This is a genomic window from Dyadobacter sp. 22481, assembly GCF_052044875.1.
Classification (GTDB): domain Bacteria; phylum Bacteroidota; class Bacteroidia; order Cytophagales; family Spirosomataceae; genus Dyadobacter; species Dyadobacter endophyticus.
In genome coordinates, this window is record NZ_JBQENV010000006.1 from 207,155 (window position 1) to 233,104 (window position 25,950).

The window sequence follows — 25,950 nt, forward strand, 5'->3', positions numbered from 1 at the left end:
CTCAATTGCCACCCCTAAATAGCTTATTTTTGCTATTGCATTTTCTGAATTCGTTAAGATTCCCGGAAACTTATTGTTTTATCTATCGTCTTTGAAAAAAGCTTAGGGTTAAATATGCCACACTTATGAGAATAACACTACCTCTTCTTTGTCTCGGAATATTATTTTCGTACTTCCCGTCATTTGTTTCCGCCCAGGACCTTTGTGGAAAAGCAGATGGTGCATTTTCCATTTCCCCTTCAGAAGGTTGTGCGCCACTTATTGTGAAGATAACCAATCAATTAAGTAATTCTATAGACGTATCATACAATTTTGATTACAGGGGCCAGGCAAACCCCGGTTATAGCGGCGATCTACCTTCGTATCAATACAATGTTCCCGGAACTTTTACCATCCTCCAAAAGGCCTTTCTTTCCGGCGGTACCATTGCCTATAAATGTAACAAGGCCACAGTGTTTGAAACCCGGGTGATCGGAGCCCAATATTCGTCATGTGGAGGCGGTAAAATCGTTATGACGCTGATCGACAATGCGATTTTGAAAGCATACGATCAAGTAGAGATTAAATGGGGTGATAAAGAAACGACGACCTGGACAAAAGGGGGTTCTCTGACTTTTGAACATAATTATACAAGCGTGGCGACACCCCCTACCGTTTCGATCACAGGGTTGTATGCAGGAGGCAAGGCTTGTGATAAAGGCAGGGTTAATAGCCTTCCGATTACATTTGAACGCCCTCAGCTTAACGAAATTCAAACAAGTGCTGTGGAAATGCGCAGTGACGGTACCGTCCGGCTTACTTACAAGGGCGTAGCCGGTATTCCAACCAACATTCAATATAGTACAGATGGTACTTCTTTCACTACTTCCGGAACGCGTTCCTCCGGGGGGACACAGCCTTACGACATCAAAGGACTTAACAAAGATCAGGTATACAAGGTAAGGTTATCATCCGAAGACCTTTGCGCGGGCAGCACCGAAACGCTGCCAATTACTACAATGACGCTCTCCGGGAATACAGCCGACGGTGCGAATAGTTTGAAATGGAATCAGTACGGGGATGCGTCTCAGTTCGAGGGGTACGACCTGCTTCGAGACGGTACAATTATCAAGAGTTTCACCGCAATAGGAGAAACCAGTTACACCGATGAAGATGTAGAATGCGGCACGTTTGTAGAATACCAGGTGGTGGCGAAATTGAAGGATGCTACGTCCACGTCTGCTCCTGTGGGTATCAAAGTTGAAACAGGGAGCGCGAAGCCTATCGGTGGCGGCTCGGTTTCAGTTTTGGACAAGAATAGTGTGGCTATCAAGGCCAAAGTGCCTGGCGCGGGCCCTAATACATCGTTTGAACTGTCGATCGAGCGGGCAGAAGCGGGCAGTACATTATTTAAGAAAATCATAACGCTTTACAACCAGAGCGATTACATCGATAATAATGCCAAAACCAGCGAGTTGTCTTATTGTTATCGAATGAGCTACGAAAACTCCTGCGGACAGAAAGTGCCTGTTTCGGAACCCATTTGTACCATACTTTTAAATAAAAACCTGACAACTCTGAACTGGACCGGCGCTAGCCCGATCATGGGCGGTTTTGAAGAATACAATGTCGTTCAAACAGGTTCGGCTGGGGCTTCCCAAGATATCCCGGTGCAAAAAAATACGAGCTACACCGTAAAGCTGAATAGTCAGAGCGACCTGGAATATAATTTCCTGATAAAAGCCGTTTCGCAAGACGGCGATTTCGAAAGTTTGTCGAACGTCATCAATTACCGCCGGAGTGCGGGCGTGTTCGTTCCGGATGCATTTACCCCGAATGGCGACGGCTTTAATGATATCCTGGAAGCAAAATCAGAGCAATTACAGTCATTTAACATATCCGTCATGAACCGCTGGGGGGTAGTCGTTTTCCACTCCGACGACATTGCCAAGGGCTGGGACGGAACCGTCGAAGGGACCAGTGCGCCCGTCGGGTATTACTACTACAAGATGACTTTCGTCGACGACATCAATCAAACTGTTGAAAAAAGCGGTACTTTTATGCTTTTACGGTAAGGAACTATTTCCGTAAAAAGGAGTTTTTTGAAGTTATTAAACTTAATAAGTACAGCTATGTTTGGAAATATGGCGGACATGATGGGCCTCATGGGCAAAATGAAGGATCTTCAGTCGCGTATGAAAGAAGCACAAGACCAGCTTGTCCACATCACTGAGACCGCGGAATCGGGCGGTGGAATGGTGAAGGCTACCGTCGACGGAAAGAGAAAGCTGCTGAGCCTGGATATTGACAGGGATCTCATCAACGCTGACGATAAAGAAATGCTGCAAGATCTCATCGTTGCTGCCGTCAATAAGGCCAATGAAAATATCGAATCCAAAATCCAACAACATCTGCAAAAGGTAACGGATGGGGTGCTTCCCAATATTCCAGGGCTGGATTTGGGCGGTTTTATGAAATAACCGAACACCGATGACTCCCTCTGTTGCGATTGTAATCCTGAATTATAACGGTCAGCATTATCTCGAAAAATTCCTTCCAAAAGTCATCGAGTTCTCCGGAAACCATGCGATCTGGATTGCCGATAACGCTTCCACAGATCAGTCTCTCGACTGGCTGAATACGCATTATCCCACCCTGAATACGCTTGTAATCAGTGAAAACAAGGGTTATGCGGGAGGCTATAACGATGCTTTGCGACGCATTCAGGCCGACTATTACATTTTACTTAATTCGGATATTGAAGTAACCGAAAACTGGATCACTCCCGTGATCGAATTCATGGAATCGGATCCGCTTATCGCGGCCTGTCAGCCCAAAATACGCGCGTACGACCTACCCACGCACTTCGAATACGCGGGCGCGGCTGGCGGATACATGGATTACCTGGGTTATCCTTTCTGCCGCGGACGTATTTTCGATACCCGGGAAGAAGATCTGGGCCAGTATGACGATGAAAAGGATGTGTTTTGGGCCACGGGCGCCTGCCTGTTCCTACGGTCTTCCGCATTCCATGCAGCATCAGGTTTCGACGAATCGTTTTTTGCACATATGGAGGAGATCGACCTTTGTTGGCGGCTGCTCAATATGCGCTTCCGTATTACCTATTGCGGAAAATCGACGGTCTACCATGTTGGCGGCGGAACCCTGCACAAATCCAACCCGAGAAAGACATTTCTGAACTACCGCAATAACCTGATCATGCTCTACAAAAACCTGCCGAAAGGCCGGCGGTGGAAAACGGTGCTGATCAGGCTCGTGCTCGACGGTATTTCCAGCGTGCGGTTTATGGCCACAGGCGCATGGCCCGACGTATTGGCCATCGTCAGGGCGCATTTTGCCTTTTACGGCATGATCCCGGAACTAACACGGAAGACGCAACGGACCCGGTACAGGGCACCGCTTTATTACAGAAGTGTCGTTTGGGAATATTTTGTGCTTGGAAAACACAAATTCGGCAAGCTTACAGGTATTGACCCTATTAAAGCTCCCAGATTGTAGGGCTGTTATGCCGGCGCCAATGCTGGTGCAGATCCATCCAGAACGCAAGCACAAGATACAGGATAATGGGCGAGCCGAATGTCATGAAAGTGGCATAAATGAAGTATTTCCGGATGCTGCTAGCCGGGAAATTGAGCTTTTCTCCCAGTTCCGCACAAACTCCAAATATTTGGTTTTCAACGAAATACCTAAACTTGTTCATACCTGTTTTTTGATAATTGCCTCATAATTAGCGATTTTCACTGGAATATGCAATTTTGATGCATGAAATTTGCTTTAAATGAGCCAAAATGGCAAAATACCGCTTGCTCGTTAAATTTTCAAATTCTTTAATCAAATAAATTGTTTTACAAACAATTTTTGTTTCTTTGTGATTGAAGATTTTGTAAGTAGTTCATTATAATCAAGATGTCTTCGGAAGAATTTCCAAAATTTCTTTTGCTAATGCGTTGAGCCTCCCTCAATTATTTGGTAGAGCCATTTCGACTTTTAACTGAAACGCCTACATATCTCCGGTATTTTCACCTTATTTCAATTTTTTTATTTCAACTATTATGCCAACAGGTACTGTAAAATTTTTCAATGAAGCTAAGGGATACGGCTTCATCGTGGAAGACGACACAAAAAAGGACATTTTTGTCCATGTGACAGGATTGGGAGGACTTACTATCCGTGAAAATGACCAAGTGGAATACGAAGTCGTTGAAGGAAAAAAAGGACTTAACGCTGTGCAGGTAAAAAAGTTATAATTGTATTTTTTCTGCAAGAGAAAATAAAAATGCCGCTCACTAGCGGCATTTTTATTTTATAAGCTATTCCACCCAGGACTTCACGTCGTCCAGCAATGGCATTTTTTCGTCTATTTTGAGCTTCTTGCGCATTCCCCCCAAATCATTGAAGATCTTGTTCGCATTTGCACTTTTCAGTTGCTCGATCGTTAGGATATTCATCTTCTGCAGCGCCGGTACCCACACCGCCGGTACGCCAGCGCTTACGTAATCCGACTCTTTCGCGATCTCCGCTTTCTTTTCGGGGCGCATTTGGGGGAAGAAAATCACTTCCTGAATGCTCGCATTGTTGGTCAGGAGCATGGTGAGGCGGTCGATACCGATACCGATACCCGCGGTGGGCGGCATACCGTATTCCAACGAGCGGATAAAGTCGTCGTCCATCTCCATCGCTTCGTCGTCACCCTTTTCTTTCAGGCGCAGCTGGTCTTCAAAGCGCTCTTTCTGCTCGATCGGGTCGTTTAACTCAGAGTAAGCATTTGCGATTTCTCTGCCATTCACAAAGAGCTCAAAACGCTCTACCATCCCTTTTTTGGTGCGGTGTTTCTTCGTCAGCGGTGACATTTCAACCGGGTGGTCAATAATGAAAGTAGGCTGAATGATGTTTGATTCTACTTTTTCCCCGAATATCTCGTCGATCAGCTTGCCTTTGCCCATGCTCTCGTTCACTTCCATTCCCCAGGCGCGGCATTGCTCACGGATCGCTACTTCGTCCAGCGTTTCTACGTCCAGGCCGGTATATTGCTTGATCGCGTCGGTAATGCTTAATCTCGGATAAGGTCCCGCGAAATCCAGCTCAACCTCGCCGAATTTCGCTTTGGTAGTACCGTTGACGGCCACCGCCACTTTTTCGAGCACTTCCTCGGTCATATTCATCATCCAGAGGTAATCCTTGTAAGCCACATAAAGCTCCACGGTTGTAAATTCGGGATTGTGGGTACGGTCCATTCCTTCGTTGCGGAACAGCTTCCCGAATTCATAAACCCCTTCGAAGCCGCCCACAATGAGGCGTTTCAAATGCAGCTCGGTCGCGATGCGCAGGTACAGACCCAGGTCGAGCGCATTATGATGTGTCGTGAACGGACGTGCAGCTGCGCCGCCGTGAATGGATTGCAGTACCGGCGTTTCAACTTCCACCCAGCTATTCGCATCGAAATAGGAGCGCATAGTGGTGATGATCCGTGCCCGTTTGATGAATATATCGCGAACTTCCGGGTTCACGATCAGGTCCACGTACCGCTGGCGGTAACGCAGCTCCGGATCGGTGAAGCCGTCGTGCACATTCCCGTCTTCGTCGCGTTTCACAACCGGCAGCGGGCGAAGCGATTTGTTCAGTATTTTGAACTCCTGCACGTGCACGGAGATTTCACCGGTTTGCGTCGTGAAAACAAAACCCGTTACGGCAATAATATCGCCGATATCGAGCAGTTTTTTGAAAACGGTATTATACAAAGTCTTGTCTTCGCCGGGACAAAGATCGTCGCGGCGGAAGTACAGCTGCATACGTCCCGTGGCATCCTGGAACTCGGCAAATGCAGCGCTTCCCATAATACGGAAGCCCATCAGCCGACCGGCCATTGTCACGTGTTTATAGTCGATCTTATTGTTTTCGTAGTTTTTAAGAATGTCGGCCGCGTAGGCATTTACGACAAATTCTTCCGCAGGATAAGGCTCAATGCCCATTCGCATGAGTTCCTCGCGTTTTTGACGGCGCAGTATTTCCTGTTCGCTCAGTAGCATCTTACAGCAATGGATTGGTAAATGGAACTAGGTATTCCAAAAGAGTGCGCAAAACTACTACATTTTGCGTTGAATAGCGAGTATGGCGGCCGGTAAGATGCTGTAACTGCCGGTGGGACATTATTTCTGGCACGCTATTATTGTCTTCCTTATATTGTAAATCGGAGCGAATTCTTCCTCTTTCATCAATAGCGCTAAAACCTCTTCGTTTCATGTTTCAAAAGGCCTTAAAAATCATCGGTATCGTCGCTCTGGTCGGTGCGTTGCTGTTCGGAGCTGTGGAACTTTGGGTTTATAAAAACAGGGAAAAGCTATTCAGGAGGGCGCAGGAACTGATTAATGAAAATCTTAACGGAAACCTCGAAATAGGGGATTTTAAGTTTCGACCGTTTTATGGCGGATTGGGATTGAATTTTACGTTGTACGACGTAAAGCTGACCGACTCGCTCTACAACGTTCACCATAAACCGTTTCTTCAAGCGGAGAAAATTCACGTCGCACTCGACCTCAAACGTATTTTTTCAGGAGACATACAAGTAAAAAACCTGGTGCTCGAAGACGGCGGCCTAAAAATGTTCGTTCAGCGGGATGGTTATTCGAATGCTTCGATTTTCAAATCCGACGATCAGAAGAAAGATAAGTCAGAAAAAAAGGACCCCGATAAAATCATAGAAAAATTGGGGAATGTACGCTTTCTGAATTTTGCGTTGGCCTATTCCGATTCTGTCAAAGAGAAGTATTACGGTGCGCTCTTTCATGACGCCACTAACATTATCGAACGAACAGATTCGAGTACGAACGCTACTTTGACAGGGGCAGTGCTGTTCAATGGATTGACGTTTAAGGTCGATAAAGGTACTTTTCTGAAAAATCAGGAAACTTCACTGGCCTTGGTTTTGGGTTATGACGATGATGAAAAGCAGCTGAAAATCTATCCTTCGACGCTCGAAAGCGCTACACACGATCGGATTGGAATTAACGGCGTTTTCGACTTTTCGGATACCATTAAAATATTCCATCTCAACTTCGATGCAAAAGGTATTGCGGTTAAGAATGCATTACCATTGCTGAACGACCGGCTGCAAAAACAGATCGATTCGATCGGCGTTCAGACAAATGTGGATACGCAGGTCAAAATAGCCGGAATACTAGGCCGACCGGGACTTAAACCACAGGTAGATGTGCATTTTGAAACAGATACATTCCGGTACAATCTTCCGGTGGGTGTGCTACGCAAAATGAGGGCCTCCGGCACGTTCACCAACCGCGCCGATACGACAAAACTGGCCGATGTCTTCAATTCGAGGCTGATAGCACCCAAGATCACGGGCTTTTTCGAAACAATACCATTCGCATTCAAGCTGGTTGTCAATAACTTCCGCAACCCAAGGGCGGATATCGATGGCCGTATCGAAGCTGATTCCACCAATATGGGTGCATTACTCGATCCCGCTCGTTACCGTTTCAAACATGGCTCGGCCAGGATCGACTTCCATTTCAGCGGTAATTTGAGGAAGTTCTACAATGCCAAAAACGACAACTTTGACGGAAAGGTCACTGGGAAGGTTATGCTTAAAAATATTGCGATGGATTACCTGCCGCAGAAAGTAAGAATCAGCAAAGTCAACGGAGATCTTACTTTCAACGAAAAGGTGATGGTGCTGCCCAATCTCCGGTTTCACGACGGCCAGAATATGCTCTATGTGCGTGGAACGCTGCTCGACCTGATACCTTATCTCTTCGGCTCGCCCAAACCGTTGCGCGCCAATGTCGACATTAACATTCCGGAATGGCAACTGAACTGGCTCGAAACGCTGCTCGCGGCAAGGGGTACCACCAGGTCGAAACCCAAAAACTCGCTGAAACTTTCGGATTTGCTCGACAATGCGATCGACAAATTGGAGATCGTCGCAAAACTGGACGCCAAAAAAGTAATGTATCGGCACTTTACGGGCCGGGATGTGAAAGGTCAGTTTACGATCAGCAACAATGCGGTAAGCATCGAATATTTTCAGTTGAAAGCTTTTGGCAAAGGTCAGGTGCGAATTTCGGGAGAGATGGACAATGCCGGTAAAATGCCACGCATGGCTGTCCGCGGAAAGATAGCGAACGCGGATGTTCATTCCGTTTTTTACTCCTTCGACGATTTTGGACAAAAAACACTTACACACGAGAACCTGAAAGGTATCCTGAACACCGATTTCAGCTTTGAATCAACCCTGAATAATAGTGTGAAGCTGGTGCCTTCGAGTATGAAAGGCTTGCTGAGGATCGACCTGACGAATGCGTACATTATTAACTTCGAGCCTTTCATGAAGATGAAGAAGCTCATTTTCAAAAAGAGGAACTTCGAGCGTGTCAAATTCGCCCCCATCCGGAATGATTTCAGGCTTAGCGGGCAGGAGGTGGAAATAGCGCCGATGGAAGTTGAATCAAACGTGCTCACACTCTACATCGACGGTATTTACAGCTTTGGGAACAAAACCGATATCAACATTCAAATTCCCCTCAGCAACCTCAAAAAACGTGATTCGACCTACGTTTTAGATCCCAATAATCCAGAAAAGAAAGATGGCTCCAAAATATTCCTCCGGGCCATCGATGAAAACGGAGAGGTCAATATCAAACTTGCCTTCCGCAGAAAGAAGAAGGACAAGTCGAAAGACGAGGAATCTGAGGTCAAAAAGCTGGAAGGCGTAGAGCGGTAACGGTTACTCCCGCTCGTTACTGAACATGTAGCCCACTCCTTTCAAAGTCTTGATGTAGCTGTCACCAAGCTTCTCCCGCAATTTGCGGATGTGAACGTCGACGGTTCTCTCGAGTACGTAAATGTCTGCACCCCAGATCTTTTGCAGCAGTTCGTCGCGGCTGAAAACCTTATTAGGTGTTTGCGCGAGGAAAAACAGCAATTCAAATTCCTTTTTAGGCAGAACAGTCGACTTCTCCCCGCCCTGGGTTACCGTATAGTTCTTCCTGTTGATCGACAGGTCAAGGATTTCAATAGTATCGCCCGACTCGGCTTTTTGGGCTTCACGGCGGAACAGTGCATTAATGCGGCTCATCAATGCACGCGGCTTGATGGGCTTCGTGATATAATCGTCGGCACCTACTTCGAACGCCGCTACTTCCGAATATTCTTCCGAACGGGCAGTGAGAAAGAGGATGTAGGTATTCCTGATATCGGGGTTCTGGCGGAGGATCCTTCCGGTTTCGATACCATCGAGTTGCGGCATCATAATGTCGAGAAGGATCAGGTCGGGTACAAATGCCTTGGCAATGTCGATGGCCTTCCTTCCGTTGGAAGCCGTTAATACCGAATAGCCTTCCTTGGTTAAATTATATTCGAGAAGTTCAACTATATCGGAATCGTCGTCAACTACCAGTACTTTCGGGGCCGAGTTTGCAGATTTGGCAGTGCTCATTGTTTTGTTGATTAAAACGCGATTCGAAATTAGTGGATGTGATGTTCACATTACATGAGGAAATCTATTGTTAACACAAACATAACATCATCGAAAAGTAGTTCGATAGAAGCCGCCCTGTTCGTTGGTTATCAGCATATCGGTATTGTTCAAAAATTCAACGGCCTCGGTTTGTTTCCTTGAAAAGCGAAAACATCCCTTTGGCTTGCTGAAATCGATGTTGTCACCGGCTGTCTCAAATAGCAACACCTTCCCATAAGTCAGCAGCGCGAATGTTTTACCGTCCGGGCCGATAGCCGCTGAGGTGACCTGGGCGTCGATGCGAATGCTATCCGAGGCGGCGATGGTGTGGTCGCCCTGTTCGGCGGGCAGACGATACAGTTTAACCCATTTGTTCTTGCCCCAGTTTTTCGAAAAAAGATACAAACTTCCCCGGTGATAAAAAAAGGCCTCGCAGTCGGGCGCTGCGGCCTGGTAGTGGAAAGTAATATGCTCGGAGCTGTTACTTTCCGGATTGAAGCGGTAAATATCGAAAGTGCTGCGTTGAGAGGTGTTATTACCAAAGTCTCCGATGTAAATGTTGCCTTCCCCGTCCTGAGCGAGATCCTCCCAATCGGTGTTTTTCGCATTGGGAACGGCTTTTGTATCCAGTAATTTACCGTCAAGGTCGAAAAGGTAGAGTTCGGGTTTGCCGCCGCTGTCATTATGCGTCCAGAATGTACCGGGCTGTGGCCCTTTGGCCAATCCCGAACTTTCCGACGCTACCGCGGGAAGCTTTCCTATTTTGCTATTTTTGTAATGCGCATTAACTTTCTTGAAATGATTCGTTCTGTGATCCGGCTGGCAGGTACAGAACACCGTTTTGACCGCTAACCACAGATATATCAACTTGTTCATGAATTCAACGTTGCGTCCTCTTCCAAACAAAGATAGAGAAACCCCGGTGTACCTGAAGCTCGCCAGTTCGCTGGTAGCGCTCATTGCGACGGTATACATCCTCTACATACTCAGGGAAACGATTATCCCGCTTGCATTTTCGATATTGCTGGCCATCCTGCTGCACCCGGTCTGCGCATGGCTCGAAGTACGCAGGGTTCCGCGAATAGGAGCTATTCTGTTAAGCATTCTCGCACTGTTTACGGTAATTGTGGTCCTTGTTTACGTCGTTTCCGTCCAAATCGGCAGTTTTGCGGAAGAGCTTCCACGCATAACCGAAAAAGCCGAGGCAATTCTCGACCAGACGCTCACGATGGGGGAGCGTTACCTGAATATCAGTCGGACCCAGCAGGTGAGCGAAGCTAAAAAGTACCTGATCAATGCGTTGAGCGAAGGCCGTGCTGTGCTGCTCAACACGCTAGTGACGACAACCGGTGCGATTTCAACCTTTGTGCTGATCCCGCTGTACATATTCTTTTTTCTCCTCTACCGCGATTTTTTCAGGATGTTTGTGCACAAGGCAGTCCGTAGCGTGCCAAATGAGGAATTGAATCTGCTGCTGAAAAAAATCTATGAAGTAATCCAGAGCTATCTCTCGGGCCTGTTCCTCGTGATCCTGATCGTGGGCGTACTGAACAGCGTTGGTTTGCTGATCCTGGGCGTTCCGCATGCGATATTTTTCGGGTTCCTGGCCGGCTTCCTGATATTGATACCTTACATCGGAATCCTCATCGGTTCGATATTACCGGCGTTACTGGCCATAGTAACCATGGATTCGCCCTGGTATGCGGTGGGAGTAATAGGGGTTATGAGTTTCGTGCAGTTCCTCGAAGGAAATCTCATTACACCACACATTGTAGGATCTAAGGTGAGTGTGAACCCGCTGGCTGCTATTATTGCGTTGTTTCTCGGAGGCCAGCTCTGGGGGCTTTCCGGTTTGATCCTCGCGCTACCTGTTACGGCAATTCTTAAAGTGATCATGGACACGATCCCGAGCCTCGAACCTTACGGGTTCCTTTTGGGAGAGCCCGTGCATGAGGTAGCGGAAGAAAAAGCCGACATGGCCAGAGAGCAGACCGTTGTAAAAGAATTCAAGAAAAAGCCTTATCGCCGAAACCGCAACAGGCCGAGGAAGAAGCCGGAGGGTGAAGTTCCTCCTGCGCCGCCGGCTGTATAAGCCGTTTCGTTATTTTTTTACCGGGATTTTTTCTACGCTAATGCCTGCGCTGATGATAAATGGAAGCGGGTTCTGGCGCATGGATTGTGAAATTGTAAATGTGTAGGTTCCCGAACGCGGAAACCGGTAGTTTTTCAGGAAAGGGATTTTATGGTCGAACAGATCGCCCAGGCCGTGGCCGTAAGGCTTGCCAGTGACTTCATTTGAAATGAAAACCTCTTCCAATGTATTGGAAATGACCTTTCCGTCGGGCCCGGTGAAGTTACGGGTAATATAAAGGTTATGGTAAGGATACTGCAGTGCGTTCCTCAGCAAATAGTACAGGTTATAAGTCTGGGTCGTATCGGTGATCTCAACCTTGAACGAAGGCCTGTTTTTAATATACCAGAGCCCGTCATCAATGTCCTCATGGGCCTTGTAGACGACGTTTTCATCACAACCTGATAAAAGGGACACAAAAAAGACGACGACAGCCAGCCGGAAGAACTTCATGAAAGACTCTGATATGTTGAATTGCAAAAGTACCTGTTTCTCGCTCTCTATAAACTGGTTTGTTCCGTAAAATAACGGTTCAGCCACGAATTGGACGCGGAGATCTTCCAGCCGTTCATCCATTGTGCCTTCGTGCCAACCTGGTTATCGAAGACCGTGGTCGTTGGCTGGATCGTTTCCTGAATGATCGCCTGCTTGATTTTCGGTACCGGGATAGTCTGCACGTGGCCATGGTCATCGAGATAAGCGAGCGAGCGATCGAAGAAATCGATGTTCATCCGTTGCCCGATTTCCTGCAACCAATGCACTGATTTGTCGATCGAGCAACCACTTGGCAGCTCGTCGCGTTCGTCGACGGCGATCACGACGAAGCGGTGTTCGAATATTTTCCCGGATGCGGTGAGTGGTTTGCCGTGCGCTTCCCAGGTGTCGAGAGAAGCTTTCAGCGTTTCGGTGATAATTCCCGTTTCCTGGGGTGTCAGCTCCCTATCGGCCTGATAAACCCAGACCCGGGATTGAAAATCGATATCACTAAAAGGGATGTACATGATTAAAAAGGGTTAAATGCCGGTCAAACGGTTTACTGTATTGCTATTTTAAAACAACCGTGCTAACGGCATAGTTCTCGTAACTTCCGGCTACAAATCTTTTGCCTGTGCGATAAGTTCGGCAAGGTCGTATACTTTCACCGACTGTTCTTTTTCCTTGTTCTTGACACCGTCGGTCATCATTACCATACAAAACGGGCAAGCCACGGCAATCGTATCGGCGCCGGTCTGCAATGCTTCCTCGATTCGCTCGATATTCACATCTTTTTTTCCTGGTTCAGGCTCCTTGAACATTTGCCCACCGCCTGCGCCGCAGCAAAGCCCCTTCGTACGAGAGCGTTTCATTTCGACCAGATCCGCATCCAGCGCTTCCAGTACATGCCGCGGTGCTTCGTACACATCGTTCGCGCGGCCGAGGTAGCACGAATCGTGGAAAGTTATTTTTTTCCCTTTAAATGATTCGCCACTCTCCAAGCGCACGCGACCCGCATCGATCAGTTGCTGAAGGTATTCCGAATGGTGCAGGACCTCGTAATTTCCGCCCAGTGCCGGGTATTCATTTTTAAGTGTATTGAAACAATGCGGGCACGCCGTGACGATCTTTTTTACATTGTACATATCCAAAACCTGGATATTCGACATCGCCAGCATTTGGAACGTAAACTCGTTTCCCGCCCGTCGCGCCGGATCGCCGGTGCAGCTTTCTTCGGTACCAAGCACCGCGAATTTCACCCCGGCGCTATTAAGTATTTTCACAAAAGCGACCGTCACCTTTTTGTAGCGATCGTCGAACGAGCCGGCGCAGCCTACCCAGAACAAAACTTCGGGCGTTTCGTTATTTGCCGCCATTTCGGCCATTGTAGGCACCCGGTATGCGATCTCACTCATATTTATAATGCTTTATGACGCTGTTGAATTGCTTTCCGGGCCGCTATCCGCCACTGCGGAAGCCCAGTTGAAACGATCGCTCGGTGAAAACTTCCACGGCGCCTGGTTGGTATCCAGGTTCTGGAACATCATATTCCACGAACCCGGCGCTTGCGCCTCATCCATGACCTTGTGCCTGCGTAATTGCAGGATAATGTCGAGCGGGTTGATGAGCACTGGACATTCCTGCACGCATGCATTACACGTGGTACACGCGAGTATTTCCTCTTCCAGGATATAGTCACCGAGCAGACTTTTGTTATCATTCACAAATTCGCCCTTGTTAGCCAACATATTGCGGCCGACTTCTTCGAGGCGATCGCGCGTGTCCATCATGATCTTCCGAGGCGAAAGCTTTTTGCCCGTCATATTCGCCGGACATGCCGCTGTGCAGCGACCGCATTCTGTACACGAATAGGCGTCCATCAGATTTTTCCAACTCAAATCTGCCACATCCTTTGCACCGAACCGCTCGGGGACCGCGGCATCACCCGCCTGTGTTTCCAGCCCCAGCATGATTTTCACCTCTTGGGTAATCTCGGGCATATTCTTCATTTCTCCTTTGAGTTCCAGGCGGGAGAAATAGGTATTGGGGAATGCTAATGCAATATGCAAATGCTTTGAATAGGTGAGATACACAGAAAAAACGAATATCCCGAGGATATGAATCCACCACGCGACGCGTTCGTAGGCGATCAATGCGCCCTCGCTCCATCCCGCAAAAAGCGGTTTCAGCCACTGGCTGATCAGGAAGTCGCCCGCGAGTGGATAATGCGCGGATCCAAGGTCCTGCAATGCGCTATCGGCGGCGTTCATGCTGAGGATCGCGATCATCAGTACGATCTCAAAGACGAGAATTAACTTACCGTCGAGCTGCGGCCAGCCGTTCATTTCACGATGACGCGCCGGTTGGAAACGTTCAACTTTCAGAAGGCTGCGGCGGATAAGGAAGATCGAGCAGGAAATGAGCACACCCAATGCCAGCAACTCGAAAAAGCCGATCAGAACACGATAAAAGAAACCCAGCGGGCCGGCAAACACCCTGTGCGTGCCCAAAACACCGTCCAGGATGATTTCCAGTATTTCGATATTGATCAATATAAACCCGGCATATACTGCGAAATGCAGGAAGCCGATCAGCGGGCGATCGAACATCTTTTTCTGCCCGAACGCGACGCGCATCATAATCGACAGTCGTCGGGCGGGCTGGTCGGTCCGGTCCTCATCCTTCCCGAGCCGGATCGTCTTTCCGATAATGCCGACGCGCCGGTAGATCAGCCAAGCCACCGCTGCGAGGGCGGCTATAAAGATGATTTGCTGTATGATCGCCATAGCGAAATGGGGCTAGTTTGGTATGCTTGCATACTAACAAGGTATGATAAAAATGTATTTCGGCGCAAATGGATTTGGTATTAAATAAAATGTCTTTTTTGTAAGTTAAAGAAAGTCAACTGGATAGCGCTCAGATGAAACATTTTTATAAACATTTGAAAAAATATTTTGCTTGAACGCTTGTAAACCCAAGAGAGACATCTATTTTTGCAGTCCCAAAAGGTACCAACTGAATCGGTGATGTAGCTCAGTCGGTAGAGCAATAGACTGAAAATCTATGTGTCGGCGGTTCGATTCCGTCCATCACCACTTTAAAATGTCATAACGCCTTGATAATCAATGATTTATCAAGGCGTTATTGTTTTTGGTTTACAAAATAGTTTACAGACGAAAATTTTAGATTCAAATTGTCGGATTTCAGGGTTTGTCAGGAATACCGAGCTTTGGTTCTTGAACTAGAACAAACGTAGTGCTCTTACTTGCACGGGTGGCGTCTCGAACAACTATTCTTCACGAATGATACATACTCCTCGGTAATCAGGAAGCTACTTCTCTTTTTTCCAAATTAGACTAAAAACAGTATTGTTAGATTGGTAATAACATTTTTCGTACAGTTGCTCCGATGTGTCCATCTCTTCGTCTAGGAACCAGTCATCTGGATAAACAATCTCTGTCGTTTCATACTTTCTATTTTGAAAAAAAAACTCTCCAGCAGCCGTTGAATTTGGCACTGCGTCTCCTTTGTCGTAAAATTTTTTGTATTTGAAGTCCCGAGTTGGTCGCACCCATTCAATGCGCCCATTTTTTGAGCACACAATAGCCATAGGAAACATATTTAGTTCAAAATACCTGAATATGACCGAAGAAATACTCGTATTGAAGTATTTCGCCAATTCGGCTATTAAGTCTGAGCATAGTGGTTTTTTTAAACATCTGCTCTGAAAACTTTTTGACGGCATTAGTAGGCATGCTGCAAAATAGTCAGCTTCGATTTCGACAGGATTTTTGGAAAAAAGGGCGTTGAAGGACGGGTGACTAGGGACTAGACCATTTTTTAATGCATTTCTGTGATCATCAATATAATAATGGGCTAATTCATGGGCAAAAGTGAAACGCGTTCTCGGAGCATTTTCGAATTGTAAACGGTCGAGATTAATATAAATATGGAAGTTTCCATATTGATGTTGCAACAAGCCATCAAATGAATTCTGGTAATTTCCGTAGCTAAATGTAATGCCCTCGTCATTCGCAATAAGAGCAGGATCGACAGACTGAAGAGGGAAATAGTAGGAAGATATTTCTTCTGCTAATGAGCCAACGATTCGTTTTCTAGCTTCCCAGAAAAATGAGCTCATGATTTTTTTGATTTTTCAGTGGCAAGCCTGTCTTTTTTCATTTTTTCCATTACTTCGACAGGAATATTACTTCCGTCCCTTGCCGCTTGTGCCAAATTCTCAACAACCTGCTTATTTGAAGGGAGATCGATTATTCTAGTTTCTTTTACCTCATTATTTTTAAAAATATCCGAAGAATTTCTCAGATTTTCTGGCAGAGGGGGACTTTGTGCGAGATAATCTAGATAAAATGCTTCTACTTCGTCTTCCGTGTCGGAAAAAACGAAACCATGGACTTTCAGAGACCTTAATAGATGGTCATCTATTCTATCTTCGGCCGAGCGATCCGATTCAAATGTATTATCGTGTTCCATTATTTATTTAAGGCTATCAGGGTAATTTGTCTTGATAAATTGAACTACCTTACCGTAGCTTCTATGTACAATTTGCCGGATATTAGCCTTGGAGGTTTCATATCTGTCACATAAAGACTCGAGAACAACAGATGGCATATTTTTGGATTGCTCCCCTTGTCCTGGTTCATGAAACTGCCAATAAGTTAGCAGGATGTGCTGTTCTCTTTCTGATAGCGTAGAAAGAGCTTTTGAAAGAATCTCTCCCGAGACAGTCGGTTGAGAAGAAGACTTTGATGCGCGAACCATTTTTTGATAGTTCAAAATCTCGTCGTTTGCAATAAATCTTCCCTTGCTCAGATAGACTTTTACCTGAGTCTTAACAATTGCGACCAACCAACCTCTGATCTTTTTTCCAATAATTTCACGGCTTGATTCTCCTCTCAGGTCAAATGAATCACTATAGTCATAAACGTTCATAAAGGAACGATTGAAGATGTCGTGCATTTCCTGTTCAGAGAAAATATAGGTGCCAGTTCTTTTGATATACTCCCACAGGAATCCCGCGTGCCTATTATAAAAAGTATCAAACGCAGATTTACGGGCTTCAATTTCATCCTTCATTGAAATGATGACGAGCAGATCTTCATCCGAATCCTCACCGGTTTCAATTAATGGCTTTTTTTCGATTTCCATTGTACTATAGATAGAGTTGGGGGAGCTCAAATATATAAATAAAAACCGTGACACAGTACTTTGTCACGGTTCCCACTTATCATATTAAACGGTGATTTAATTTAACTTAAACGGAATTTTAAAATGGCAGATTTGCAGAAGTATTTTGAAAAGTTCAACGCGTCAATCCGCTTGGGCAGATTCAACGAGGAGAAAACACTCATTGAGAAGAGAGATATCATACGTACAAAATTGAATGATAGGTTGCCGGGTATCTTCGAAAAATATGGAGAGAAATGCCCGAAGTACTATTTCAGAGATCAGGGCTCCTATGAACTAGGGACCGGTATTAAGCCCCTCAACGGAGATTTCGACATAGATCAGGGCCTTTATTTTGAGATATCCAAGGATGATTATGTAGATCCGGTTGTACTGAAAAGCCGCGTTTACGAAGCGTTGTCAGGACATACGAAGGAGGTGAGGGTAAGACGTCCATGCGTGACGGTATTCTACCAGCAAAATAGTGAGAAAATTTATCATGTCGACATCGCGATTTACTCGGCAGGTTCACAAAATGCTTCAGGCCTGGATTACTTGGCAATAGGCAGGGAGAACTCGGATTCAAGTCAAAGGTTATGGATAGAATCTAATCCTAGATTGCTTGCAGATTTATTGGAGAGGAAGTTTGCTCAGACAAACGAACGTCATCAGTTTAGAAGAATAATCCGGTACTTAAAGCGTTGGAAAGATTTCAACTTCGCAAGCGAAGGATACCAAGCTCCTCGTGGGATTGCGCTTACAGTTGCTGCGTACAACTGGTTTCAACCACACTGTTCCGATCCTATATCCCAGAAGTATAACGACTTGGAAGCCCTAAAATCCTTGGTCGAGAGTATGTTGGCTAATTTTCAATATGACTACACATCCGCCGCCGAAAGACTGAAGGTGCATCTCCCCGTGGCCCCAGGTAATGACTTGTTTGAAAAGATGACAACAAAACAAATGAAAGCATTTGGAGAATGTCTGATGGCTTTCTCTGAAGCATTGCTCGCCGCGAAAAATGACGTGGATCCAGTAACTGCCTGTGAAAAATTGAGTAAGAAGGTCTTTGGCAATGATTTCCCAGTACCGGAAAAAAGCCAAACGGCTCAACGATCTGGATCTGCCGGAATAATCGGGACGCATGAATCTGCCTGAGTATGAATGATTATCCTACTTACGATTTGCCTTCGATTGTTGAGCGGCTTTCTATAAGCTTATTGGAATCTGATCAATGGACCGTAATGGCGACGTTACCGAAGGATTTTAGATCCAAGGGGATAGTTTCTGCGATTGAGGGATTCATAAAGATAAATGGTGTCAAAGTTGGAATCAATATTGGATTTACCATCTCTTTTCCGTTATCTCTTCCGATCGTCTACCTACGCCCGCATGATGTTTTAGGGCAAATACCCCATTTAGAGCATGATGGGTACATATGTTATTCCGCTGCTGACAGCCAGCTTCTAGACTTCGATAATCCTGAGACGATCGTTGTAGAAGCTTTAAAAAGAGTGACAAAGACTCTTATGGATGGCAGCACTGGTGAAAATAGAAGTGATTTAATCAATAGCTTTTCAGAGTATTGGGCCCGCTTACCCAATTCTATCTCCGTCAAAGGTGTTTTAAGGTTATCGCACGGTGCAAAGAAAATTTTATTGGCCAAAGAGATCAGTAACAATTCGAAAATAAAGCCGCAAGCGTTCGTTGCTGATGACGAAAGCCAGATCAGATCGTTCTCCGCCGAGGCGAAGAAGATGAAGTTTCTGAATCACACAGCTGTATACATCCCATTGGAACCGCAATGTGAATTATTACCACCGCCTCACGATAGCTTTTGGACATTGAATTTTGTACAAAATATGTTTGAACAATATACCTCCACCGAAACGAAGAGAAAATTAAAATATCTGTCATCGGACTACAAAAGGAAAGAGTTAGTCATATTCGGATTACGGAGACCGGCAGGTGGTATGATCGTATTCGGTGTATATTTCACGGGAGTAGCGAATCGACACCCGCTCTTTGAAGGTTCAGAAATAACCGGCCTCCAGCCGGTGTTTGTTGATCGTGTAGATAGAGATTATCTTTTCCCACGGGGGGGAGCGAGTCCCTTACTTGAAAAAAAACGCGTTGCCGTTATAGGTTGCGGCTCTGTGGGAGGTTACATCATTACTGAACTCGCGAAGGCAGGCGTTGGAACTCTCACATTGATAGACAATGATGTACTTTCTCATGAAAACGTATTACGGCATGCGGTAGGTCAATATGCAGTCGGAAATTTTAAGACAGAAGCGTTGAGGCAGGAACTAGAGCAGAATGTTCCTTTCGTCCAGATCAACACTATTACTGCTCGTATTGAGAACCTTCTCTTAGATAATAAGTTTGACTGGATCTCTTATGATCTCGTAATTCTTGCTACCGGTGAACCGACAATTAATCGCTTTATAAATCGATTGATACGTCAACCGGAGAAAAATACGCCTGTATTATTCACCTGGCTAGAACCGTATGGTATAGGTGGGCATTCGATTGTAGTCCAAGATCCGCATTTACCAGGATGTTTAGAATGTCTTTATGATTTTACAGAAGAGGGCTTGATTAACAGGGCTGCCTTCGCGGCAGCCGATCAATCTTTTTTGAAAGATTTAAGCGGATGTGGCAGTTTGTACACACCTTACGGTTCTTTGGACTCTGTACGAACAGCTGTCCAATCAGTACGCCTGGCGTTAAGGTCCTTATCGAGGGAGTGCAAAAACGAACTCATATCTTGGAAGGGAGATTCAAGCACTTTTTTGGAGGAAGGATACCGTTTAAACAAGCGGTACAATTTAAGCCAAGAAAATCTTGATCAACAAAGCAGGTTTTTTTTTAGAGAAAATTGCCCTATTTGTGGCAAGAAACGTGAGCCTAATGGATGACATTGTTGTTTTTCAGCACAATAAGGGGTTGTTGAAGTTTTCGTCGGGAATTTTGTCTCGCATGGTTAAGTTTTCCCAAACGTCCATAGCTGCGCCGGAGGCGGGTGGCATCCTACTAGGGCGTTTGATAAGTGGCAACCATGATGTTGTCATCGATGACATTACAATGCCGATGCTCGGAGATCAGCAGAATCGGTTTGGATTTTCACGATCAGCTCGCCCTCATCAATCTATCTTAGATCAGAAATGGATTGAAAGTCAAGGCACCTGCAATTACCTTGGGGAGTGGCATACACACGCGGAATGTCATCCGAAACCGTCAAAGCGAGACATTCGTGCCTGGAAATTGCAATGTAAGAAAGTCTTCGAGGAAAGGGAGGCCTTGTACTTTGTAATTGTCGGTACGAAAACATTTGCAGTTTGGAAGGCTTACCGTAAACCGTTCAAAATTCAACAGCTAAATCAAATTTAATATAATGAACGATTATTCAAATTTATTAATAATTATCCAGCCTGGATTACGCTCAATCGATACAAAAGAAGCACTCAGTGTTTTGTCCGACGCGGATTCTAAGTTACCTCGGGAGATAGTGGAGGTGGACATGCAAAAATACGATATAGAAGGGGGAGTATGGGATGACTCAGAAAGTTATATTTTGGAGAAGGCTAGGGAGATTCACAAGCTAGCTGACGCTAAGGAGGCGGTGAAAGTATTGTACCTCGGCATAGCGGAAATTCCTCATATCATTACTTTGGGAGCATACTTGAGTGACTCTCGTTACGTGAAAACGTTCAACTACGATAGAGACAATGATTCCTGGGACTGGGATAAGGAAGACAAGGCTTTAAAGCTTAAAACCCTAGGCTTACCAAAGGAAATAGTAACGCAAAGCGGGGTTGCAATAATACGGGTTGAAATATCGGCTGCCATCGATGATGATGGAGTGGAATCGGTGACAGGCAAGGATCGGTTGGCTGACATTCGGATCCAGTTGGACGGTTTGGTGCCTTCGGTTGCGAGCGTTGTTAGGAGTGACCGTCATGTTCAGGAGATCAGGTTACAGTTTCGAGAAGCTCTTGCGTCGCTGATCCTTAACAGGCCTAATCTGTCATTGATTCATCTTTTTGTTGCTGCTCCCGCCCCGGTTTGTTTCGTGATAGGCCAGGAACTGCAGTTACGAAATAATGTAACAGTGCAAACATACAGGTATCGCACGGCAACAGGGCAAAGAAAAGCTATACATCTCACAGCGGAGGAGGCTAGATCTAGCACGCTTCAATTGACCGAGGATGAAATTGAGAGCGTTAGAAAAGTTAGGGAGGAAATATTTCCAAGGGTATTAGATCAAGTCCAACAGTATGCGGATAACAAAAAAGAGAGGGCAAAAGAAGCTAACTGGTTTGACCAACTCTCCTACCATGAAATTCTAAAGGAGGTCCGACCCTTCCCGCCGCTGCCTGCGATATGGGAAGTGGTAAACCAAAAGGACAGGATAGATCGGGTACCGCGTCCCGGGAATGAGTATACCAATCTTCGTAACGAATGGAAGTTTAGTGACTCTATGTTGATTGGACTTTGGAAGGCCTGTAAAGATGAAAATGAGGTGGAAGAGCTAATCAGACTATTCCTATTTCATGAATACATCCACCATCACCATTCACTGACTAAATTTAGCGTCGAAGGGATCGGCAGATTTGAAAACTGTCTTGAAAGGTTGGACTACATGGCAGATTTATATGCCATAATGCATCAATTAGACTATACAAAGCTAAATAACAGAAGACAGGTAACAGATCGTGAGATTGACTTTTTGACAGGACAGTTGGATCTTCTTTTACGTTCTACCTGGGCATTCATTCCAGGTGCGAAAGTAACCCGGTTTCAAGTTAGGTCCGTAAGGCGGCTATTGAACTGGTATTGGAGGCATATACAAGTAAACCGTTGCGATAGTCTAAGTATTGCTTTGAAAGTACTTTCACAGGCTCCAACAATTGAACTCATAGGTCCTCAAGTGACGGTTGGCTCTGGAAGAATTTTTATGTCAATGGAGGAAATTGACAAATCAGTAGAGCTGTCCCTTGGTATCGTCTTGGAAAACGCTAAGTTTTTTAGACGTGAGGATGCTGTAAATGCTAATATGGGAAAACTAATGGAAGCATTTCTATATCGAGACCATGAATCTGTCAAATTGTTTTTTGAAGGTATATTTGAGGCGGCTCACCAGCTGGGTGGCGCACTACCTCGTTGAAATATTGGGTAAGACATTTCACGATGCTTCTCATTTCGCGAGTCGTATATTATGAGTTATTGATTTCTATTAAGTACACTGAGAATCAGTCTCTTAACTGTTTCCATTTGCTCGGCTCCGCTTGCAGCCGAAAAAAGGGTCAACCCTGCAAGCGCTTCATTACTAATAATTGGAACGCCTTCTTTTGATTTTAATAGGTCATTGACCTCCAAAAAGAATAAAAAACATGCGGCAGCAATCCTCTTATTTCCGTCAACAAACGAGTGGTTTTTGATTATCAAATAGAGTAAGGTAGCCGCCTTTTCTTCAATTGAGGGATAAAAATCGACATCACCAAAGCCCTTACTGATTTGAGCGATAGAACTTTGGAAGCTGTCATCTTTTTCTTTTCCGAAAATGGCCGAGTCGAAATCGGTTCTCATGGCTACAATTATATTTTGGTAGGCAGCCAGGTCAGGATATATGGCCTGACGCACAGTAATGCCTTGCATATCCAATTGTTCATGGTCATAGTCGTCAAGCAACTCAAGCCCTTTGGCAAATTGTTCGAGCCAGCTGAGGTCATCATGGTTAATATTCGTCTCTATTGCTCGGCTTAATATTCGGATTCCGTCTTTTAAGGTTTGAACTTCTTGTTGCTTTTGAGCCAGGCGTATCTCGTTAACGGCGTAGCCCTGGATCAGATAATCTTTAAGGCGTTGGGTTGCCCACTGGCGAAATTGGATACCGCGTTTTGAATTCACTCGATAGCCTACGGAAATGACAGCATCAAGATTATAAAGCCTAATTTTCCTGCGTACGTTACGTCTACCTTCCTGCTGAACTACCGAGGATTCCTCGGTAGTTGCCTCCTCTTCCAACTCCCCCTCGACAAATATATTTTTCAGGTGCAGCCCGATGGTATCTGCATCCTTATCAAATAGTTCAGCCATCTGCCTTTGACTTAACCAAACGGTTTCTTCTCCGAACTTTACCTCTATTTGAGTTTGACCATCAGTACTTTGATATATTTCAATTTGCTTTTGCATTTCAATAATTTAAAGAATTAAGCCTTGCACCTTAGTTTTGGCTCGTAACATTTTGATTGTTAGTTGTTTATGGCTCTTGTGGAATGCCATACTAGCTTATCGTAGCTATAAGATGGCGTCCTACTATATATGCTCGCTATGGAAAAGGTATAATGCCTCCACTAGCTTAACGGAATAAACGAAGACAGAAAGACTGTCAATACAGACGCCCCATTCGCAGGCTGGATGTTTGCTTAAAGCGAAGTTATATACTTCTGTTAACTCCTGCTTCCAGTCCCTTAGAGATTTGTAGTCAAAAAAGGAGGTAAGAACCTTCTGCGGATTTGTCATTTCCTCTGAATTTAGCAACGACGGTAACATTTCCCATGAGCTGTTTATCTCTTGCCTGATTTTTACTCTCTCGATGAGGTCACCAGGTTTTATAAATTTGGCCTGAATTCCTCCATTATTAATCAGATATGCTGCGTTGATCACAGATTCTAACCTTTCAAATATGTATAATACATCGCTTGGGCTTCCTTTCTGGTAAAAATGATCAGCAGAAACGGCTTGTAGTACATCATAAAGATTGGCTTTGAAGCTCATAAGTGAATATGCGTCAAAAAAATCCGCAATAACTCTGAAGGGATCGATAATCCGCTGTCGATACCAAATTGAATGGTTCCTTATATGCTTTTGCTTTCTCTTAAACTTGCCTCTTTTGGAGCCGATAGCTTGAAACAGCTCACCAGAAGCCCCAGTTTGGTGATTCTCCTCAACTCGGGCTTTGTTGCTGTTTCCGCCTATTGCCTCGGTTTCAGAGCTTTCATCATGGGTCAGCTTGGTTTCATGTTGCATCAAAAACACTGCTTCTAGGAAAGGCATCAGGTTTTCAAAGAAGTAAAGTTGTTCTCCGGCTGATGCATGTATATGAGGGGTTCCAGTTGATATGGAGTTGCTTAACATTTGCCAAAGCAAAAATCTGCAATCAGCGATGCTGTGGGTCTTGCAAAAGTGACTTATCAATTTTGAGGGATCACTGACTTCCTCGGGGGACATCCACAGTGGGCGCAAGTCTGCGCCTTCGGAAATGAATCTCATAACATGGCTTTTTAGGATAAAACATCCCTGAAGCTCGGTTAAAGTAAATTTCTAAAAAATTCTCAAAATTGGGATTTTCAGCCGCAAACGACTATTTTAGAACTTTGCTTTTACTCCAATAGTACTACATTTATAGTGTGATTTCATCTTCTGACATGACTAAAACAATACACCAAGGCAGAAACGTAAAACGTTTCCGGGAAATGCTTCAAATCAAGCAAGAGGGGCTTGCTTTTGAATTGGGTGATGATTGGACTCAGAAACGAGTGTCCCTCTTGGAGCAGAAGGAAGTAATTGAGCAGGATATATTAGACCAGATTGCGCGGATTTTAAAGGTTCCCTCGGATGCTATCAAGAACTTTGATGAAGAGCAAGCTATAAATATTATCTCAAATACATTCCATGACACTAATGGCTTGGTAAATTACAACCCAACATTTAACATAAATCCAATAGATAAATGGATTGAGGCGCTTGAAGAGAATAAAAAGCTTTACGAGCGTCTACTGCAGGCAGAGCAAGAAAAAAATCAACTTCTTCAAAGACTACTGGACGGCAAATCATAAGACAGCTTGCAGAGCAAACTTTTGCTTACAAATACAAACTTTTTCGAACTTTCTTAAACAACCATCACCATTTTCGTCTGGAAAGATTCTTTTAGATCTGAAAGATGATTTTTTGATCACAATGAATCCGAAACCGATCCTCTTTACTCCTTTTTAAGCTTTTTAAGCGCCTTTTTGCGCATCATTAATCTCCTTTTGTTTCTGTTTCAACAACGCCTCTGCCTGCCTGACCGACAGTTCATGCGCTTCAAGCTTTTGCGTTTCAAATTCAGCCTCGTTGGGATTTCTGTAATAAGTGCTGTCAGCCTTAGCTGTAAGAGCGGGACTGAGCTGCTTGGCAATCTGAAATTTCATATCGTTTTCGTGTAAGCGGCTGCTTCACCGGTAACCGCTGATGGCCACTGCGACACTCAAAGCCGTAACGATCAGAAGGGCTGGAACTGAAATAATGAAACCTTTGGAGTATAAATCACAGTGATGATGATTTCTGATCTCTAATTTTCGGGGCATGCTCTCAACGCCTTTTTTGAATCACGGAAAGCTGGGCCATCAAAAACTGAGCTGACGGGAATTGGTTATGTGAGCTTTAATTTCTGCCAATGTAGTGGTCACAAAAAAATTTTTGAGCTTCTGTCGAGCTTTGCATAAGATCTTCCAGGCTCGAAGTATTTCTGACCACTACTGAAAAGCACTTCCTCAATTGCAATTTCAGAGCAACACCCAAGTGTGCATAGGTTGCCTTATACTAAATAGATTTTCTTAGTTGTCCATATCCCCTTTTGCGGGATCACCACAACTATCTCCCGAGCCACGCAGACAACGGATGCCGTTGTTCTCCCTAAGCT

Annotated in this window: 25 protein-coding genes and 1 tRNA gene; 12 read left to right on the plus strand and 14 right to left on the minus strand. The window is 45.1% G+C overall.

Annotation, left to right across the window (positions count from 1 at the left end; all coding sequences use genetic code 11):
* Nucleotides 1-125: 125 nt before the first annotated feature.
* Genes ACTJJJ_RS30800 through ACTJJJ_RS30810 form a run of 3 tightly spaced genes read left to right on the plus strand, consistent with a single transcriptional unit; the run spans nt 126 to nt 3,498 of the window.
* Nucleotides 126-2,054 carry a gliding motility-associated C-terminal domain-containing protein gene (locus ACTJJJ_RS30800; RefSeq protein WP_440703816.1) on the plus strand — a complete coding sequence of 643 codons (1,929 nt, stop codon included), beginning with the start codon at nt 126-128 and terminating at the stop codon, nt 2,052-2,054.
* A gap of 57 nt (nt 2,055-2,111) precedes the next feature.
* Nucleotides 2,112-2,459, plus strand: a complete 348-nt coding sequence (locus ACTJJJ_RS30805) for a YbaB/EbfC family nucleoid-associated protein (protein ID WP_188939055.1) — start codon at nt 2,112-2,114, stop codon at nt 2,457-2,459.
* Nucleotides 2,460-2,469: 10 nt separating this feature from the next.
* Nucleotides 2,470-3,498 carry a glycosyltransferase family 2 protein gene (locus ACTJJJ_RS30810; protein ID WP_188939054.1) on the plus strand — a complete coding sequence of 343 codons (1,029 nt, stop codon included), beginning with the start codon at nt 2,470-2,472 and terminating at the stop codon, nt 3,496-3,498.
* Here ACTJJJ_RS30810 and ACTJJJ_RS30815 read toward each other — a convergent pair.
* The gene (locus ACTJJJ_RS30815) at nt 3,479-3,700 is read right to left on the minus strand and encodes a PspC domain-containing protein (RefSeq protein ID WP_106594006.1); all 222 of its coding nucleotides are present in this window, start codon (nt 3,698-3,700) and stop codon (nt 3,479-3,481) included. The two genes, ACTJJJ_RS30810 and ACTJJJ_RS30815, sit on opposite strands and share 20 nt — an antisense overlap.
* A gap of 352 nt (nt 3,701-4,052) precedes the next feature.
* On the opposite strand from ACTJJJ_RS30815, the gene ACTJJJ_RS30820 reads away from it, so the two are divergent.
* Entirely contained in the window at nt 4,053-4,247 is a 195-nt protein-coding gene (locus tag ACTJJJ_RS30820; RefSeq protein WP_188939053.1) for a cold-shock protein, read from the plus strand.
* A gap of 63 nt (nt 4,248-4,310) precedes the next feature.
* On the opposite strand, the gene lysS is transcribed toward ACTJJJ_RS30820, so the two are convergent.
* Nucleotides 4,311-6,026, minus strand: a complete 1,716-nt coding sequence (gene lysS, locus ACTJJJ_RS30825) for a lysine--tRNA ligase (protein WP_440703817.1) — start codon at nt 6,024-6,026, stop codon at nt 4,311-4,313.
* Nucleotides 6,027-6,238: 212 nt separating this feature from the next.
* On the opposite strand from lysS, the gene ACTJJJ_RS30830 reads away from it, so the two are divergent.
* Nucleotides 6,239-8,734, plus strand: a complete 2,496-nt coding sequence (locus ACTJJJ_RS30830) for an AsmA-like C-terminal region-containing protein (RefSeq protein WP_440703818.1) — start codon at nt 6,239-6,241, stop codon at nt 8,732-8,734.
* 3 nt (nt 8,735-8,737) lie between these two features.
* Here ACTJJJ_RS30830 and ACTJJJ_RS30835 read toward each other — a convergent pair whose 3' ends face one another.
* Together ACTJJJ_RS30835 and ACTJJJ_RS30840 are read right to left on the minus strand one after the other, a co-directional pair.
* Nucleotides 8,738-9,448: a response regulator transcription factor gene (locus ACTJJJ_RS30835; protein ID WP_188939050.1), complete on the minus strand. Its 711-nt coding sequence runs from the start codon at nt 9,446-9,448 to the stop codon at nt 8,738-8,740.
* A gap of 87 nt (nt 9,449-9,535) precedes the next feature.
* Entirely contained in the window at nt 9,536-10,345 is an 810-nt protein-coding gene (locus tag ACTJJJ_RS30840) for a hypothetical protein (protein WP_440703819.1), read from the minus strand.
* Between ACTJJJ_RS30840 and ACTJJJ_RS30845 the strand changes: the two genes are divergently transcribed.
* Nucleotides 10,344-11,561, plus strand: a complete 1,218-nt coding sequence (locus ACTJJJ_RS30845) for an AI-2E family transporter (RefSeq protein ID WP_229223362.1) — start codon at nt 10,344-10,346, stop codon at nt 11,559-11,561. The genes ACTJJJ_RS30840 and ACTJJJ_RS30845 overlap by 2 nt on opposite strands.
* Nucleotides 11,562-11,570: 9 nt before the next feature.
* Here ACTJJJ_RS30845 and ACTJJJ_RS30850 read toward each other — a convergent pair whose 3' ends face one another.
* The 4 genes from ACTJJJ_RS30850 to ACTJJJ_RS30865 form a co-directional block, all read right to left on the minus strand.
* Complete coding sequence (locus tag ACTJJJ_RS30850) at nt 11,571-12,053, minus strand: gliding motility lipoprotein GldH (RefSeq protein WP_188939048.1); 483 nt, start codon at nt 12,051-12,053, stop codon at nt 11,571-11,573.
* A gap of 47 nt (nt 12,054-12,100) precedes the next feature.
* A complete protein-coding gene (locus ACTJJJ_RS30855; RefSeq protein WP_188939047.1) occupies nt 12,101-12,601 on the minus strand; it encodes a hypothetical protein in 501 nt (166 codons plus the stop codon).
* A 90-nt stretch (nt 12,602-12,691) separates the two neighbouring features.
* A complete protein-coding gene (locus ACTJJJ_RS30860) occupies nt 12,692-13,489 on the minus strand; it encodes a (Fe-S)-binding protein (RefSeq protein WP_426292541.1) in 798 nt (265 codons plus the stop codon).
* 12 nt (nt 13,490-13,501) lie between these two features.
* Complete coding sequence (locus tag ACTJJJ_RS30865) at nt 13,502-14,860, minus strand: 4Fe-4S dicluster domain-containing protein (protein WP_440703820.1); 1,359 nt, start codon at nt 14,858-14,860, stop codon at nt 13,502-13,504.
* A gap of 236 nt (nt 14,861-15,096) precedes the next feature.
* Here ACTJJJ_RS30865 and ACTJJJ_RS30870 point away from each other — a divergent pair.
* Nucleotides 15,097-15,169 (plus strand) — tRNA-Phe (locus ACTJJJ_RS30870).
* 236 nt (nt 15,170-15,405) lie between these two features.
* Here ACTJJJ_RS30870 and ACTJJJ_RS30875 read toward each other — a convergent pair.
* The 3 genes from ACTJJJ_RS30875 to ACTJJJ_RS30885 are packed head-to-tail and all read right to left on the minus strand — an operon-like array spanning nt 15,406 to nt 17,243.
* A complete protein-coding gene (locus tag ACTJJJ_RS30875; RefSeq protein ID WP_440703821.1) occupies nt 15,406-16,215 on the minus strand; it encodes an ImmA/IrrE family metallo-endopeptidase in 810 nt (269 codons plus the stop codon).
* The gene (locus tag ACTJJJ_RS30880; protein WP_440703822.1) at nt 16,212-16,568 is read right to left on the minus strand and encodes a hypothetical protein; all 357 of its coding nucleotides are present in this window, start codon (nt 16,566-16,568) and stop codon (nt 16,212-16,214) included. Before ACTJJJ_RS30880 ends, ACTJJJ_RS30875 begins: the two co-directional genes overlap by 4 nt.
* A 3-nt stretch (nt 16,569-16,571) precedes the next feature.
* A complete protein-coding gene (locus ACTJJJ_RS30885; protein WP_440703823.1) occupies nt 16,572-17,243 on the minus strand; it encodes a sigma-70 family RNA polymerase sigma factor in 672 nt (223 codons plus the stop codon).
* Between the two features lie 123 nt (nt 17,244-17,366).
* Here ACTJJJ_RS30885 and ACTJJJ_RS30890 point away from each other — a divergent pair, with 123 nt between their 5' ends.
* The 4 genes from ACTJJJ_RS30890 to ACTJJJ_RS30905 are packed head-to-tail and all read left to right on the plus strand — an operon-like array spanning nt 17,367 to nt 22,431.
* On the plus strand, nt 17,367-18,419 hold the full coding sequence (locus ACTJJJ_RS30890) for a nucleotidyltransferase domain-containing protein (RefSeq protein WP_440703824.1): 1,053 nt from the start codon (nt 17,367-17,369) through the stop codon (nt 18,417-18,419).
* Nucleotides 18,420-18,421: 2 nt separating this feature from the next.
* Nucleotides 18,422-20,182, plus strand: coding sequence for a ThiF family adenylyltransferase (locus ACTJJJ_RS30895; RefSeq protein WP_440703825.1), 1,761 nt, complete (start codon nt 18,422-18,424; stop codon nt 20,180-20,182).
* Nucleotides 20,175-20,654: a Mov34/MPN/PAD-1 family protein gene (locus ACTJJJ_RS30900; protein WP_440703826.1), complete on the plus strand. Its 480-nt coding sequence runs from the start codon at nt 20,175-20,177 to the stop codon at nt 20,652-20,654. Before ACTJJJ_RS30895 ends, ACTJJJ_RS30900 begins: the two co-directional genes overlap by 8 nt.
* Before the next feature lie 4 nt (nt 20,655-20,658).
* The gene (locus tag ACTJJJ_RS30905; protein ID WP_440703827.1) at nt 20,659-22,431 is read left to right on the plus strand and encodes an SAVED domain-containing protein; all 1,773 of its coding nucleotides are present in this window, start codon (nt 20,659-20,661) and stop codon (nt 22,429-22,431) included.
* A 56-nt stretch (nt 22,432-22,487) separates the two neighbouring features.
* On the opposite strand, the gene rhuM is transcribed toward ACTJJJ_RS30905, so the two are convergent.
* Both rhuM and ACTJJJ_RS30915 read right to left on the minus strand, forming a co-directional pair.
* Nucleotides 22,488-23,459: a RhuM family protein gene (gene rhuM / locus ACTJJJ_RS30910; RefSeq protein ID WP_440703828.1), complete on the minus strand. Its 972-nt coding sequence runs from the start codon at nt 23,457-23,459 to the stop codon at nt 22,488-22,490.
* Nucleotides 23,460-23,582: 123 nt separating this feature from the next.
* Entirely contained in the window at nt 23,583-24,539 is a 957-nt protein-coding gene (locus ACTJJJ_RS30915) for a hypothetical protein (protein WP_440703829.1), read from the minus strand.
* Between the two features lie 203 nt (nt 24,540-24,742).
* Between ACTJJJ_RS30915 and ACTJJJ_RS30920 the strand changes: the two genes are divergently transcribed.
* Complete coding sequence (locus tag ACTJJJ_RS30920) at nt 24,743-25,105, plus strand: XRE family transcriptional regulator (protein WP_440703830.1); 363 nt, start codon at nt 24,743-24,745, stop codon at nt 25,103-25,105.
* 162 nt (nt 25,106-25,267) lie between these two features.
* On the opposite strand, the gene ACTJJJ_RS30925 is transcribed toward ACTJJJ_RS30920, so the two are convergent.
* Nucleotides 25,268-25,459, minus strand: coding sequence for a hypothetical protein (locus tag ACTJJJ_RS30925; protein ID WP_440703831.1), 192 nt, complete (start codon nt 25,457-25,459; stop codon nt 25,268-25,270).
* Nucleotides 25,460-25,950 lie beyond the last annotated feature (491 nt).

What these genes read in the sequence shown, in the direction of transcription:
- ACTJJJ_RS30815 (WP_106594006.1), bottom strand. Translation starts at nt 3,700, where the DNA reads ATGAACAAGTTTAGGTATTTCGTTGAAAACCAAATATTTGGAGTTTGT.
- lysS (WP_440703817.1), bottom strand. Translation starts at nt 6,026, where the DNA reads ATGCTACTGAGCGAACAGGAAATACTGCGCCGTCAAAAACGCGAGGAA.
- ACTJJJ_RS30880 (WP_440703822.1), bottom strand. Translation starts at nt 16,568, where the DNA reads ATGGAACACGATAATACATTTGAATCGGATCGCTCGGCCGAAGATAGA.
- ACTJJJ_RS30915 (WP_440703829.1), bottom strand. Translation starts at nt 24,539, where the DNA reads ATGAGATTCATTTCCGAAGGCGCAGACTTGCGCCCACTGTGGATGTCC.
- ACTJJJ_RS30860 (WP_426292541.1), bottom strand. Translation starts at nt 13,489, where the DNA reads ATGAGTGAGATCGCATACCGGGTGCCTACAATGGCCGAAATGGCGGCA.
- ACTJJJ_RS30925 (WP_440703831.1), bottom strand. Translation starts at nt 25,459, where the DNA reads ATGAAATTTCAGATTGCCAAGCAGCTCAGTCCCGCTCTTACAGCTAAG.
- ACTJJJ_RS30885 (WP_440703823.1), bottom strand. Translation starts at nt 17,243, where the DNA reads ATGGAAATCGAAAAAAAGCCATTAATTGAAACCGGTGAGGATTCGGAT.
- ACTJJJ_RS30865 (WP_440703820.1), bottom strand. Translation starts at nt 14,860, where the DNA reads ATGGCGATCATACAGCAAATCATCTTTATAGCCGCCCTCGCAGCGGTG.
- ACTJJJ_RS30855 (WP_188939047.1), bottom strand. Translation starts at nt 12,601, where the DNA reads ATGTACATCCCTTTTAGTGATATCGATTTTCAATCCCGGGTCTGGGTT.
- ACTJJJ_RS30890 (WP_440703824.1), top strand. Translation starts at nt 17,367, where the DNA reads ATGGCAGATTTGCAGAAGTATTTTGAAAAGTTCAACGCGTCAATCCGC.
- ACTJJJ_RS30895 (WP_440703825.1), top strand. Translation starts at nt 18,422, where the DNA reads ATGAATGATTATCCTACTTACGATTTGCCTTCGATTGTTGAGCGGCTT.
- ACTJJJ_RS30810 (WP_188939054.1), top strand. Translation starts at nt 2,470, where the DNA reads ATGACTCCCTCTGTTGCGATTGTAATCCTGAATTATAACGGTCAGCAT.
- ACTJJJ_RS30875 (WP_440703821.1), bottom strand. Translation starts at nt 16,215, where the DNA reads ATGAGCTCATTTTTCTGGGAAGCTAGAAAACGAATCGTTGGCTCATTA.
- ACTJJJ_RS30805 (WP_188939055.1), top strand. Translation starts at nt 2,112, where the DNA reads ATGTTTGGAAATATGGCGGACATGATGGGCCTCATGGGCAAAATGAAG.
- rhuM (WP_440703828.1), bottom strand. Translation starts at nt 23,459, where the DNA reads ATGCAAAAGCAAATTGAAATATATCAAAGTACTGATGGTCAAACTCAA.
- ACTJJJ_RS30845 (WP_229223362.1), top strand. Translation starts at nt 10,344, where the DNA reads ATGAATTCAACGTTGCGTCCTCTTCCAAACAAAGATAGAGAAACCCCG.
- ACTJJJ_RS30830 (WP_440703818.1), top strand. Translation starts at nt 6,239, where the DNA reads ATGTTTCAAAAGGCCTTAAAAATCATCGGTATCGTCGCTCTGGTCGGT.
- ACTJJJ_RS30900 (WP_440703826.1), top strand. Translation starts at nt 20,175, where the DNA reads ATGGATGACATTGTTGTTTTTCAGCACAATAAGGGGTTGTTGAAGTTT.
- ACTJJJ_RS30800 (WP_440703816.1), top strand. Translation starts at nt 126, where the DNA reads ATGAGAATAACACTACCTCTTCTTTGTCTCGGAATATTATTTTCGTAC.
- ACTJJJ_RS30835 (WP_188939050.1), bottom strand. Translation starts at nt 9,448, where the DNA reads ATGAGCACTGCCAAATCTGCAAACTCGGCCCCGAAAGTACTGGTAGTT.
- ACTJJJ_RS30850 (WP_188939048.1), bottom strand. Translation starts at nt 12,053, where the DNA reads ATGAAGTTCTTCCGGCTGGCTGTCGTCGTCTTTTTTGTGTCCCTTTTA.
- ACTJJJ_RS30920 (WP_440703830.1), top strand. Translation starts at nt 24,743, where the DNA reads ATGCTTCAAATCAAGCAAGAGGGGCTTGCTTTTGAATTGGGTGATGAT.
- ACTJJJ_RS30840 (WP_440703819.1), bottom strand. Translation starts at nt 10,345, where the DNA reads ATGAACAAGTTGATATATCTGTGGTTAGCGGTCAAAACGGTGTTCTGT.
- ACTJJJ_RS30820 (WP_188939053.1), top strand. Translation starts at nt 4,053, where the DNA reads ATGCCAACAGGTACTGTAAAATTTTTCAATGAAGCTAAGGGATACGGC.
- ACTJJJ_RS30905 (WP_440703827.1), top strand. Translation starts at nt 20,659, where the DNA reads ATGAACGATTATTCAAATTTATTAATAATTATCCAGCCTGGATTACGC.